Raw genomic sequence first — 12,129 nt, forward strand, 5'->3', positions numbered from 1 at the left:
GATCGCGCTTATCTAGCGCGCATTGAGCCCGGAGACCGCAATGCCTGCCCGCCGTCATATCGCCCGTGACATCAGCTATGCCTATTCCGCCGAAACCAGGAGCGGGCGCGCGCTGATCCGGCTGATGGAGAACACGACCGGGCGGATGCGGCTGATCAAGCGGGCGCATGGCTATGAACAGGAAGTGGCCGCAGGACGCGATTTCTGGGAGGTCATGGTCGAACGCTACGGGCTGACCTTGGATGTGGTCGGCGGGGCACTTTCGAACATCCCGCAGGACGGCCCGCTGATCCTGATTGCCAACCATCCCTATGGCATCCTAGATGGGTTGATGATGGGGCATATCCTCTCAAAAACACGTGGCGACTTCCGCATCCTTGCCAATCAGGTGTTCCGCAAGGCCGACGATATCAACCGGATCGTTCTGCCGATCTCTTTCGATCAAACCAAAGAGGCGATGCGTCTGAATATCGAGACTCGCAAAACCGCGCTGAACTATCTCGATGAGGGCGGCGCGATCGGGGTTTTTCCGGGCGGCACCGTCAGCACCGCTGCAAAGCCCTTTGCCCATCCGATGGACCCGGGCTGGCGCGGCTTCACGGCCCGGATGGTGGGCAAGTCGAACGCCGCTGTGGTGCCGGTTTTCTTCGACGGCCATACCTCGCGCCTGTTCCAGATCGCCAGCCATCTGCATGTCACATTGCGTATGGGGCTTCTGATCAAGGAGTTCAGAAAGCGTGTCGATACGCCGGTGCGCGTGGTGATCGGAGAGCCCATCACGCGCGATGTCCTGAACCCGATGGCGACGGATACGCGCAAGATGATGGATTTCCTGCGCAAAGCCACATATGAGCTTTCCCCGAAGCCGTTGAAGTCTTATGACTACGGCTTCGAGTTCGAGGAACAGCATCGCGCCTGACAGGGACCATGGCAGTAGGTATTTTTGATTCCGGATTGGGCGGCCTGACTGTCCTCAACGCCGCGCAGGCCCGTCTGCCGGAACTGGATTTCCTGTATTTCGCCGACAGCGCTCATGCGCCCTATGGGGTGCGGGATGCCGAGGATATCTATCAGCTCACCCGCAAGGCGGTGCATACGCTGTGGGATTCGGGCTGCAATCTGGTGATTCTGGCTTGCAACACGGCAAGCGCCGCGGCGCTGCGCCGGATGCAGGAAGAGGGCGTGCCGAAGGGCAAGCGGGTTCTGGGCGTCTTTGTGCCGCTGATCGAGGCACTGACCGAACGGCAATGGGGCGACAATTCCCCGCCGCGTGAGGTTGAGGTGAAGCATGTGGCGCTGTTTGCGACGCCTGCCACAGTCTCCAGCCGCGCGTTTCAGCGGGAACTGGCGTTTCGGGCGATCGGTGTGGATGTCGAGGCGCAGGCCTGTGGCGGTGTCGTCGATGCGATCGAGGATGGCGACATGATCCTGGCCGAGGCGCTGGTGCGCTCCCATGTTGATGCGCTGAAACGCAAGATGCCGGACCCGCAGGCCGCAATTCTGGGCTGTACCCACTACCCGCTGATGGAAGAGGCGTTTCAGGCCGCACTTGGGCCTGATGTAAAAGTCTATTCGCAGGGCGATCTGGTGGCGGCAAGCCTTGCCGACTATCTGACCCGCCATCCCGACATGCTGGGCGATGGAGCGGGCGGCTATCTGACCACCGGTAATCCGTCGCGGGTCAGCGACCGGGCGACGCAGTTCCTCCGACGACAGATCAGCTTTAAGGCGGCCTGACATAAGTCAATGTCGGCACCGTGCCTGAATTGTAGTAAATTGGCCGTCCATGGGCGGCCCGACCCCATGACATCGAATGAAAGAGGTCTGACATGACCCATAAAATCGCAATCCTTGGCGCCAGCGGCTATACCGGCGCAGAACTGGTGCGGCTGATTGCCGAACACCCCGCGCTGGAGATCGCGGCGTTGTCGGCCGAACGCAAGGCGGGCCAGAGCATGGCGCAGGTCTTCCCGCATCTGCGGCACCTGGACCTGCCTGACCTGTGCAAGATCGCTGAGATTGATTTCAGCCAGATCGACCTGTGTTTCTGCGCTCTGCCGCATAAGACTTCGCAGGAAGTGATCCGGGAACTGCCCGGCGATCTGAAGATCGTTGATCTCTCGGCGGATTTCCGGCTGCGCGACCCGGAGGATTATGAGAAATGGTATGGCAATGCGCATGCCGCCACCGCCCATCAGGAAGAGGCGGTCTATGGCCTGACCGAGTTTTATCGCGACGAGATCAAGGCGGCGCGTCTGGTGGCGGGTACGGGCTGTAACGCGGCCACGGGTCAATATGTGCTGCGCCCGCTGATCACAGCGGGCGTGATCGATCTTGACGATATCATCATGGACCTGAAATGCGCTGTCTCGGGGGCAGGGCGGTCGCTGAAAGAGAACCTGCTGCATGCGGAGCTGAGCGAGGGGTATAACGCCTATGCCATCGGCGGCACCCACCGGCACTTGGGCGAATTCGATCAGGAATTCACCAAGCTTGCAGGCAGGCCGGTGCATGTGCAGTTCACCCCGCATCTGATCCCGGCGAACCGGGGTATTCTGGCTACGACTTACGTCAAAGGCGATCCGCAAAGCGTTTATGAGGCACTGTGCTGGGCCTATGAGAACGAGCCTTTCATCGAGGTGCTGCCCTTTGGCGAGGCGCCTTCGACCCATCATGTGCGTGGCTCGAATTTCTGCCATATCGGCGTGTCTGCCGACCGGATCGAACGGCGGGCCATCGTGATCGGCGCTCTGGATAACCTGACAAAAGGTAGCAGCGGGCAGGCCTTGCAGAACGCCAACCTGATGCTAGGTGAGCCTGAAACAACGGGCCTGATGATGGCCCCGCTTTTCCCGTGAGGATGACATGAAGTCGCTGAAGAAACGTCGTCGCATACAGGTGATCGTGCTGGCCACGGTTGCTTTGGTCATCGCCACCGGGCTGATCGGGTATGCGATGCGCGACGGCATCAACTTCTTCCGCTCACCCAGTCAGGTGGTCGCCGAACCGCCGCAACCGAATGAGGTGTTTCGTATCGGCGGGCTGGTCGAAGAGGGCAGTCTGATCCGCGGACAAGGCGAAACGGTTGAGTTTCTAGTAACCGATGGCGGCGAGAGCGTGAAGGTGGTCTTCGGGGGGGTGCTGCCCGACCTCTTTGCCGAGAACCAGGGGATGGTGGGCACGGGAAGCTACGTGAACGGTGTCTTTGAGGCCTCTGAAATTCTTGCAAAACATGATGAGACTTACATGCCCAAGGAGGTGGTGGACGCGCTGAAGGAACAGGGTGTCTATCAGGAGCCGGGCGAAAGCTGATCCCGCGCGCGGCGCGCATTCAAGGGAAAGGAAACGGGGGCGTTGCGCAGGCAGCGCCCTTTGTGTTTGCGCCGCTTAAAGACCTGCACCGCACCGTTTGCATGAGATTGCAGAGGGTAGGTGATGCAGACAGTCAAACAAATAGCGCAGGGCATTGTGGCGCGCGAGGGCGGCTTCGTGGATGATCCGGACGATCCGGGCGGGGCCACAAAATACGGTGTCACCATTCACACCATGCGCCGTCTCGGCCTCGATCTGGATCGCGATGGCGATGTCGACACAAGCGATGTACAGGCGCTGACCCGGGCGCGGGCGGTGGAGATTTTTGTCGCCCATTACTTCGAGCGTCCCCGGATCGATGATCTGCCGCAGATCCTGCACGCAACGGTGTTCGACATGTATGTGAATGCTGGAGCACAGGCTGTGAAAATCCTGCAGCGCCTGTTGCGCGAGATGGGATTTGCGGTGGCCGTGGACGGCGTGATTGGTCCAAAAACCGCAGGTGCTGCGAGACAGGCAGCAGAGCCGGATGCGCTTGCCCTGCGCGATGCCTATGGCGTGGCGCGGCGGAATTATTACTTCCGTCTCGCCGACCGCCGTCCTGCCAGCCGCAAATACGCGCGGACGCGGGCGGGCGGAAAGGGTGGCTGGATCAGGCGGGCCGAGGAATTCCTGTCCAAGCGCTATCATCTGGATCAGGCAGCATTTCAGCAAAGGGTGGCGACATGGGGTTGATCGACGGGGTATTGGCGCTGCTTTTCGGTGGCGGGCGTAACGTGGTGCGTGAAACCGCAGAGGTGTTTCGCGAAAACGCCGAAGCCGGTGCCGAACGGGGTGCTGCGGCGCGGGAACAGGCGCTGGCGCAGTTCGGCGCTGAATTTGCGCAGCCCCGGCAGGGGAGCTTTGATCGCTTTGTAGACGGGCTCAATCGCCTGCCGCGCCCGGCGCTGGCTTTTGGCACGCTGGGCTTGTTTGTAGCGGCGATGGTCGACCCTTTGTGGTTTGCCGAGCGCATGCAGGGCATTGCGCTGGTGCCCGAACCGCTCTGGTGGCTTCTGGGTGTGATCGTGTCGTTCTATTTCGGAGCGCGCTATCAGGCCAAGACGCAGGATTTGCAGCGCGATCTGGCCCGTACTCTGACCCGAGCGCCGCAAATCAAGGCAAATATCGAGATGCTGCGGGATCTGCGCGCCGACAGCCCCGGCAGTGCCGATCCCGGACCTGATGCGACGCTCGCATTGGAGCTTGAAAGCACCGACCCGAACCCGGCGCTGGAGGATTGGCGGCAACGGCAAAAAACCTGATCCGCGACACTATGCGCGCCGCGTCCAGACGATTGTGATTGGACGCGGGCAGGGCCGGGTTTATACCAAGGCCCATGACAGCAGAACTTGGACATTTCGCCCTCATCCTCGCCTTTCTTGTGGCCATCGTGCAGATGGTTGTCCCACTGGTCGGCGCGCATCGGCGCTGGCCCGGCTGGATGGCGATGGCCGAACCGGCGGCCACGGCGCAGTTCCTGCTGACGGCTTTTTCCTTCGGCGCGCTGATGTGGGCCTTTGTCACCTCGGATTTCTCGCTGAAGCTGGTGACGGTCAACAGCCACTCGGCCAAGCCCATGCTCTACAAGATCAGCGGCACATGGGGGAACCACGAGGGTTCCATGTTGCTGTGGGTGCTGATCGTGACGCTGTTTGGCGCCATGGCGGCATGGTTTGGCGGCGGGTTGCCTCCGACGCTCAAGGCACGGGTGTTGGCCGTCCAATCGGCGATTGCGGTGGCGTTTTTCGCCTTCATCCTCTTCACTTCGAACCCGTTCATCCGGCTGGCCGTGCCGCCCTTTGACGGGCAGGACCTGAACCCGCTGTTGCAGGACCCCGGCTTGGCCTTCCACCCGCCATTTCTTTATTTGGGCTATGTGGGCCTGAGCATGGCGTTCAGTTTCGCCGTCGCCGCCCTGATCGAAGGCCGCGTTGATGCCGCCTGGGGTCGCTGGGTGCGGCCCTGGACGCTGGCGGCGTGGATTTTCCTGACCATCGGCATCGCGCTGGGGTCGTGGTGGGCCTACTACGAGCTTGGCTGGGGCGGCTTCTGGTTCTGGGACCCGGTGGAAAATGCCAGCTTCATGCCCTGGCTGCTGGCCGCCGCCTTGCTGCATTCCGCCATCGTGGTGGAAAAGCGCGAAGCGCTGAAAAGCTGGACCATCCTGCTGGCGATCCTGGCCTTCGGTTTCTCGCTGATCGGGACCTTCATCGTGCGCTCGGGCCTGCTGACCTCGGTCCACGCCTTTGCCAATGACCCGGAGCGGGGCGTGTTCATCTTGGCCATTCTGGCGTTTTTCACCGGCGGTGCGCTGACGCTTTATGCTGCGCGCGCGCAGGCTATGGAGGCCAAGGGCGTCTTTGGCATGGTCAGCCGTGAAAGCGCGCTGGTGCTGAACAATATCCTGCTGGCGGTAAGCTGTTTCGTGGTCTTCTTCGGCACTATGTGGCCGATGGTGGCTGAGATGTTCTTTGACCGGAAACTCTCGGTCGGGCCGCCCTTCTTCAATGCCGCCTTTACGCCGTTCATGGTGGCTCTGGGGTTGGCGCTGCCGCTGGGGTCGATCCTGCCATGGAAGCGCGGCAAGCTGGGGCGCGCTGCCTGGTCGATGCGTTACGCCTTTGGGCTGGCGGTGGCGGTGACGCTGCTGGTCTGGGCGATGCAGACCGGGCGCAGCGCGCTGGGTCCGGCTGGCGTGTTCCTGGGGGTCTGGGTCACCTCCGGTGCGATGGTCGATCTGTGGAGCCGAACGGGGCGCAAAGGCAGTCTGGGCCGGCTGTTTCGTTTACCGCGTGCCGATTGGGGCAAGGCGGTGGCACATTCGGGACTGGGTATCACGATCTTTGCCGTTGCGGGCCTGACCGCATGGGAACATGAGGATATCCGGGTCGCGCAATTTGGCGAGCCTTTTGAGGTCGGGGCCTTTACGCTTAGGCTGGACAAGGTCGAGCGTCTGGCCGGGCCGAACTACTTTGCCACGACCGGCTCGGTCCAACTGTCGCGCGACGGGCGTGACATCACCACGCTGCATCCTGAAAAACGCGACTACCCGGTCGCGCGGATGCCCACCACAGAGGCGGCGATCGACTACCGGATTATGCGAGACGTCTATGTGGTGCTGGGTGATGAGCAGTCCAATGGCGGCTGGACGGTACGCACCTATATCAAGCCCTTCGCCAATTGGATCTGGGCCGGGTGCCTGCTGATGTCGCTGGGTGGCGCGCTGAGCCTCAGTGATCGCCGCTTCCGGGTTGCAGCTGGCGCGCGCAAGGCGCCTGCGGATGGGGTCCCGGCAGAATGATCCGCATTTTCAACCGCTTGAAGCTCGCTGTGTTGCTGGTGTTGATGGCGCTGCCCGTGGCGGCGGTGCAACCCGATGAGGTGCTGGATGATCCGGTGCTCGAGGAACGCGCCCGCGAGTTGAGCAAGGGGCTGCGCTGCCTTGTCTGCCGCAATGAAAGCATCGATGAAAGCAACGCGGGGCTGGCCCGCGATCTGCGCCTTCTGGTGCGGGAACGGCTGGTGGCGGGCGATAGCGACGATGAGGTGATCGCCTTTGTCGTCGACCGCTATGGCGAATACGTGCTGCTGCGGCCCACGGCGGATGGGGCCAATCTGATGCTCTGGGCGGCGGGGCCGCTCATGCTGTTGCTGGCGGCGCTGACCGGGTTTTTCTACCTGCGAAAACGCGCGACCGCCACGGCCCCCGAAGAGGCGGCGCTGACGCCGGAAGAACGCAAGCGACTGAGCGAGTTGCTGGACGAATGAGTCCCGTCTGACCTGGCACCTGCCGCCACGGGACCCGCCATTTGCCTTTGCCAATCGGTCCTGACCGGTGTTCTATGCGCCAAACCCTCTCACCGGAGCCTTTCATGGAATACGACACCATCACGCTTGAGATTGCGGACAATCTCGCGGTTCTTACCCTGAACCGTCCAGAGAAGATGAACGCGCTGAACAGCCAGATGCGGGCCGAGATTCCTTATGCGATACATGAGGCCGCCAAATCAGCGCGCGCCATTGTGCTGACCGGTGCAGATAAAGCGTTCTGTACTGGACAGGATCTGGGCGATGCGGGCGGTGCCGGACGGATCGATCTGGAACGCACGCTGCGCGACGAATATGGTCCCATGCTGGAGGCGATCTATGATTGCCCGCTGCCCACCATCGCCGCCGTGAACGGCCCGGCGGCCGGGGCTGGGGCCAATCTGGCGCTGGCCGCCGATGTGGTGATCGCGACGGAAAGTGCATATTTCCTCCAGGCCTTTGCCCGGATCGGCCTGCTGCCCGATGCTGGCGGCACCTGGTTCCTGCCGCGTCAGATGGGCATGGCCAAGGCGATGGGTGCGGCGCTTTTCGCCGACAGGATCACCGCCACGCAGGCCGAGCAATGGGGCATGATCTGGGAGGCCGTGCCGGATGACGCGTTCGAGGCGCATTGGCGCGACCGGGCCACCTATCTGGCAAATGGTCCGACCCAGGCCTTTGGCGCGATCAAGAAGGCGATCCGGGGCACCTATGGCGCCACGCTGCCGGATCAGCTTGCCACCGAGGCGCATCTGCAGGGCGAATGCGGCCGCAGCCGGGATTTCAAAGAAGGTGTCGTGGCCTTCATGGAAAAACGACCGGCGCTTTTTGAAGGGCGCTGATCGGGCGTGGCGAAAAGCAAGAATAATGGGGTCGAAGAGCCCCCCGAACTCAGTCGCCGCCCGGCGACGGCGCTCATTGCCTTTGCCAGTTCCATGGCGATGGATGACGATGTCGATGAAGAGGTGCTGCGCCGTCTGATCAGGGCGGTGCTGAGCAAAAAGGCCGAACAGGCTGCGCTGATCACCGGTCTGGGACTGACCAACAACCCTCATACCGCGTTGATCGTCTCGCATCTGCTTGCGGCCCATGTGGCCGAGCTGCGCCAGCAGGAAAACGGGTTGCTCGATGCTGATCAGGTGACCGGCGTCTGGGGTCAGCGCCTGACTGTGGGGGCGATGCTGGCGGCGATGGGCGCGGCGATTCCGGGCACGTTGAGCGGCGGCGTGGCGATCGCGCTGGTGCTTCTGGCCATGTCGGCGGGCGCTTTTGCCGCTGCGGGTCGGTTGCGCGGGCGGGCCAAACGCAACCAGATCGCCCGCCACCGGGAAGAGGCCGAGGCCCTGTCGCGGCACCTTCTGGAGGCAATAAAGACAGCGCCGTCGCTCTGATGTCGCTCTGATGTGGAAATTTTATCCCAATGGGCCTATATTGGGGATGTGAAAGGAGACTGTCATGCTGGAAGGGATTGGACTGGACACAACGATGCTCTGGGCAGCGATCGGGTTCAGTGCGCTCGGCCTGGGGGCAGGGGCCTATATGTTCTATCGGGCTCGACCCGCGACCGAGAACGCTGATGTCAGCGACATCGTGAAATCGGCACCCTATCACCGGGTGCATAATGATCTGAAGATCAAAAGCGGCAGCTGAAACAGCCTATTGCCGCCTGACCGGGTTTCGTGGCCGAAACGCCGGGTAATGCCCTGTTTGCTATGATGGACTGAGCCTCAACTGGCTTTCTGTTGTCCTCGCCACAGGATGAATAACCCCGACAGTACGATCAGCCCGCAGCCCAGCAGTGTCGCTGCGTTGAGTTGTTCGGCAAAGACGAACATACCCAGACCGATGCCGAACAACAGCCGCGTATAGCGGAATGGTGTGACCGCCGAAACCTCACCGGTACGCATCGCCTTCATGAGGCACGAATAGGCCAGAACCCCGGCCAGCACCGCGCCACCCAGAATGAGCGTCGTAACCGCATCCGGTAGTTGGAGCGGCGCGCCTTCCCACATGGAATAGATCACTCCGGCCAGAATGATGGAGAGGAAGCCGTAGAAGCCGAGAACCGCCGTGCCCAACGTGGCCGGCGCGGCGCGGCTGGCGAGGTCTCGCCCGGCAAAGCCCAACATGCCCAGAACAGCGAGGATGGAAAGCGCCGAAAAGCTCTCGGCCCCCGGCTGGATGATGACGACAACACCTGCCAGCCCGATCAGGATCGCCGCCCACCTGCGCCAGCCCACCTGCTCGCCAAAGACCAGCGCTGCGCCTGCGACGACCACGATCGGGGTCGCCTGCAGGATCACCGTGGCCGAAGAGAGCGGCGTGAGCGTGATGGCCAGCACGTAGAACAAACGCCCGAACACCTCAAAGACAGCGCGGATACACATCGGGCGCGAGACCACATCGCGGGTGAAGAGCGGCTCGTTCCGGATCAGCGCGAGCGCAGCAAAGACGACGGTGCCGCCTAGGCCGAAATAGATCATGATCAGGCCAATGGGCAGGCTGCTGTGAGAGGCCTTGAGCAGCGCGTCCTCGATGGCAAACCCGGCCATGGCCGCAACCATCCAGAGACTGCCGATCAGATTGGCCCGACGGTCGGTTGCGATCTGTAGTGCCACGAAATGTCCGATATTGTCGCGGCACCTGCCCAATGCAACTCCGCCTGCCCCGACAGGTCGGCGAATATGCCGCTCATGTCAATTCGAAACAGCCCCGTTGGCCGGGCGCTCAGGCGCGGCGGCGGCGGCGCGTGCGACGCTCGGACACCGCCTCGTCCCCGGTGCCGTCCGAGGCCGAGGTGAAGGGGCCAAGCGCTGCGGTGATCTGGTCAAGCGTCGGAGCTGTGCCGCGCGTGCCCTGATCCAGCACGGCGCGCATGTGGCGCAGATGCTCGGGCATGGTGCCGCAGCAGCCGCCAACGATGCGCGCGCCCGCATCCCGCGCCATTCCGGCATATTGCCCCATCAGTTCGGGCGTGCCGTCATAATGGATATGGCCATCGACATATTTCGGGATGCCCGCATTGCCCTTGGAGATGATGGGCCGCTCTGTTCCTTGTGCGACAAAGCCCAGCACTGTGCGCAGGATATCGGACGCGCCGGTGCCGCAATTGGCGCCAAAGGCAATCGGCGGGTTGGGAAGAGTCTCGACCAGCTGCGCCAGATCGGAGGAGGTCACACCCATCATGGTGCGCCCGGCAGTGTCAAAGCTCATCGTGCCGCACCAGGGCATATCGGCCAGCGCGAACCCTTCGGCAGCGGCGCGGAACTCCTCGGGCGCGCTGATGGTTTCCAGCCAGAGCACATCTGCACCGCCCGCTTTCAGGGCATCGGCCTGTTCGTGAAACATCTCGACCGCCTCGGCATGGCTGAACGTGCCGACCGGCTCGAAAATCTCACCCGTGGGGCCGACCGAGCCTGCGACCACGACCTCACGCCCCGACTTGTCGGTCACCTCGCGGCCGATCTCCGCGCCCAGGCGGTTCAACTCACCCACGCGATTCTGTGCCTCGTGCAGTTTCAGGCGGGCGGCAGTGCCGCCGAATGTGTTGGTCAGGAACAGATCGCTGCCTGCATCAACTGCGCCCTGGTAGAGCGCCGCGATCTTCTCGGGCGCATCGGCATTCCACAGCTCGGGCGCATCACCCGATTGCAGGCCCATGGCAAACAGGTTGGTCCCCGTGGCCCCATCGGCCAATAGAGTGTCCTTGTTGGCGAGCAGGCGGGTCAAAGCATTTGTCATGGGGTCATACCGGTCTTGCCGCCAAAAGGGCGGTCTTGAACTGAGACACCCCGTCTCTCACGAGCGGGGTGTCAAAGCAAATTCATAAAACTCATGAAGATCATGAGGGTCGCAGCAGGTGCCTGTCAGCCAGCGGCTTCGTTCAGGATCTGGCTTCTGGCCTCGACCATCAACTCGGCGCGTTTGGCGCGGATCTCATCCGTGGGCACACGGCCTTCAAGATCAGCGGTAACCTTGCGCAGGACATCCTCGTGGCCGGGTTCCTCGAAATCGGCCTTCACGACGGTCTGGGCGTATTCGTCTGCGGCCTCGCCGGTCTTGCCCAGCAATTCCGCGGCCCATAGCCCCAGCATCTTGTTGCAACGGGCTTCTGCCTTGAACTGCATTTCCTCGTCATGGGCAAACTTGGCTTCAAATGCGTTTTCGCGTTCGTCGAACGTGGTCATGGATGGGGACCCTTATCAGGTTGAGACTGTTACCAGTGATATGCCCCTGCAAAAGCCCGTTCGCAAGAGGTTTGGCATGCGGCAAAGCCACGCTTTTGCGCCTTTATGTCTGTCCCGGACCGGATCGGCGCGATCCGAGCTTATTGAATCGACAGGTCGATATTGTAGCCCACGGTTTTGCCGGTATCCCGATCATTGCCCATCAGGTAGACGCGGATCGTGTAATCTCCGCTCTCGGGCAGATCGATTGTTGTCGAATTGCCGTTGATTGAGCCGATATAGAGGGCCTCGCCATCGCTGCCCGGCGGCAGGATGTTGAAATAGACCGTGCCATTGCCATTGGTGCCGACCGCTTGCAGTTGAACAAACATCTTCTGGCCTGCATTCGCCCCGAGCTTGTAGTCGAAATACTCGTTGCCGGTGATGGTGCCATTGACCATGGTTCCGTAATTGCCCGCAGGAAACTTCACCTCAGAGGTCATCTGTGCATTTGTCGCTGAAGACCACAATAAAACGGCAGACATGCTAACGGCCAAGATTCTCATGCGGGTGTCCTCCAAGGCGGTTTGTCTGACCCTAAACCGCGCATCAAACAGGTCAATACCGAGCGGAGTGAGTTCGCAGGATAGCTTGGCGAATGGCCGCTCTGATGCAGGTTTCTCGGACGCCGCATGCTGGCGGGGGAGTTGCGCGATGGGTTTCCCGGCGTCAGAGAAGCGCTCAGGCGGGAAATCGCGGGGTTAGTTCTTTTGGGTCGGCTGTGCTATGGGGATTTGTACGA

The 12,129-nt window shown here is 61.9% G+C and carries 15 protein-coding genes; 11 read left to right on the forward strand and 4 right to left on the reverse strand.

Annotated features, from left to right (window positions below; translation table 11 throughout):
• Positions 1-40: 40 nt before the first annotated feature.
• The 11 genes from AB1E34_RS11860 (at position 41) to AB1E34_RS11910 (ending at position 8,811) form a co-directional block, all read left to right on the forward strand.
• On the forward strand, positions 41-919 hold the full coding sequence (locus AB1E34_RS11860) for a lysophospholipid acyltransferase family protein (protein ID WP_372572552.1): 879 nt from the start codon (positions 41-43) through the stop codon (positions 917-919).
• Between the two features lie 8 nt (positions 920-927).
• Positions 928-1,737, forward strand: a complete 810-nt coding sequence (locus AB1E34_RS11865; protein ID WP_372572553.1) for a glutamate racemase — start codon at positions 928-930, stop codon at positions 1,735-1,737.
• A gap of 92 nt (positions 1,738-1,829) precedes the next feature.
• A complete protein-coding gene (argC, locus tag AB1E34_RS11870) occupies positions 1,830-2,858 on the forward strand; it encodes an N-acetyl-gamma-glutamyl-phosphate reductase (protein WP_372572554.1) in 1,029 nt (342 codons plus the stop codon).
• A 7-nt stretch (positions 2,859-2,865) separates the two neighbouring features.
• Positions 2,866-3,312: a cytochrome c maturation protein CcmE gene (ccmE, locus tag AB1E34_RS11875; protein WP_372572555.1), complete on the forward strand. Its 447-nt coding sequence runs from the start codon at positions 2,866-2,868 to the stop codon at positions 3,310-3,312.
• A 123-nt stretch (positions 3,313-3,435) separates the two neighbouring features.
• The gene (locus AB1E34_RS11880) at positions 3,436-4,047 is read left to right on the forward strand and encodes a holin-associated N-acetylmuramidase (RefSeq protein ID WP_372572556.1); all 612 of its coding nucleotides are present in this window, start codon (positions 3,436-3,438) and stop codon (positions 4,045-4,047) included.
• Positions 4,038-4,616 (forward strand): holin family protein, encoded by a 579-nt coding sequence (locus tag AB1E34_RS11885; RefSeq protein ID WP_372572557.1) that lies wholly within the window; start codon positions 4,038-4,040, stop codon positions 4,614-4,616. Before AB1E34_RS11880 ends, AB1E34_RS11885 begins: the two co-directional genes overlap by 10 nt.
• Before the next feature lie 74 nt (positions 4,617-4,690).
• Positions 4,691-6,655, forward strand: a complete 1,965-nt coding sequence (locus tag AB1E34_RS11890) for a heme lyase CcmF/NrfE family subunit (protein WP_372572558.1) — start codon at positions 4,691-4,693, stop codon at positions 6,653-6,655.
• Positions 6,652-7,122, forward strand: coding sequence for a cytochrome c-type biogenesis protein (locus AB1E34_RS11895; RefSeq protein ID WP_372572559.1), 471 nt, complete (start codon positions 6,652-6,654; stop codon positions 7,120-7,122). Before AB1E34_RS11890 ends, AB1E34_RS11895 begins: the two co-directional genes overlap by 4 nt.
• A 104-nt stretch (positions 7,123-7,226) precedes the next feature.
• The gene (locus tag AB1E34_RS11900) at positions 7,227-8,003 is read left to right on the forward strand and encodes an enoyl-CoA hydratase-related protein (RefSeq protein WP_372572560.1); all 777 of its coding nucleotides are present in this window, start codon (positions 7,227-7,229) and stop codon (positions 8,001-8,003) included.
• Between the two features lie 6 nt (positions 8,004-8,009).
• Positions 8,010-8,552 (forward strand): hypothetical protein, encoded by a 543-nt coding sequence (locus tag AB1E34_RS11905; protein WP_372572561.1) that lies wholly within the window; start codon positions 8,010-8,012, stop codon positions 8,550-8,552.
• A 64-nt stretch (positions 8,553-8,616) separates the two neighbouring features.
• The gene (locus tag AB1E34_RS11910; protein WP_372572562.1) at positions 8,617-8,811 is read left to right on the forward strand and encodes a hypothetical protein; all 195 of its coding nucleotides are present in this window, start codon (positions 8,617-8,619) and stop codon (positions 8,809-8,811) included.
• A 77-nt stretch (positions 8,812-8,888) separates the two neighbouring features.
• On the opposite strand, the gene AB1E34_RS11915 is transcribed toward AB1E34_RS11910, so the two are convergent.
• The 4 genes from AB1E34_RS11915 to AB1E34_RS11930 all read right to left on the reverse strand — a co-directional run bounded on the left by AB1E34_RS11915 (position 8,889) and on the right by AB1E34_RS11930 (position 11,818).
• Positions 8,889-9,779 carry a DMT family transporter gene (locus tag AB1E34_RS11915; protein ID WP_372572563.1) on the reverse strand — a complete coding sequence of 297 codons (891 nt, stop codon included), beginning with the start codon at positions 9,777-9,779 and terminating at the stop codon, positions 8,889-8,891.
• A 109-nt stretch (positions 9,780-9,888) separates the two neighbouring features.
• On the reverse strand, positions 9,889-10,902 hold the full coding sequence (gene bmt / locus AB1E34_RS11920) for a betaine--homocysteine S-methyltransferase (RefSeq protein WP_372572564.1): 1,014 nt from the start codon (positions 10,900-10,902) through the stop codon (positions 9,889-9,891).
• A gap of 125 nt (positions 10,903-11,027) precedes the next feature.
• Positions 11,028-11,348, reverse strand: coding sequence for a DUF1476 domain-containing protein (locus AB1E34_RS11925; RefSeq protein ID WP_372572565.1), 321 nt, complete (start codon positions 11,346-11,348; stop codon positions 11,028-11,030).
• Positions 11,349-11,488: 140 nt separating this feature from the next.
• Positions 11,489-11,818 carry a hypothetical protein gene (locus tag AB1E34_RS11930; RefSeq protein WP_372572566.1) on the reverse strand — a complete coding sequence of 110 codons (330 nt, stop codon included), beginning with the start codon at positions 11,816-11,818 and terminating at the stop codon, positions 11,489-11,491.
• Between the last annotated feature and the right edge of the window lie 311 nt (positions 11,819-12,129).

This window comes from Ruegeria jejuensis, from assembly GCF_041537905.1.
Taxonomy (GTDB): domain Bacteria; phylum Pseudomonadota; class Alphaproteobacteria; order Rhodobacterales; family Rhodobacteraceae; genus Ruegeria_C.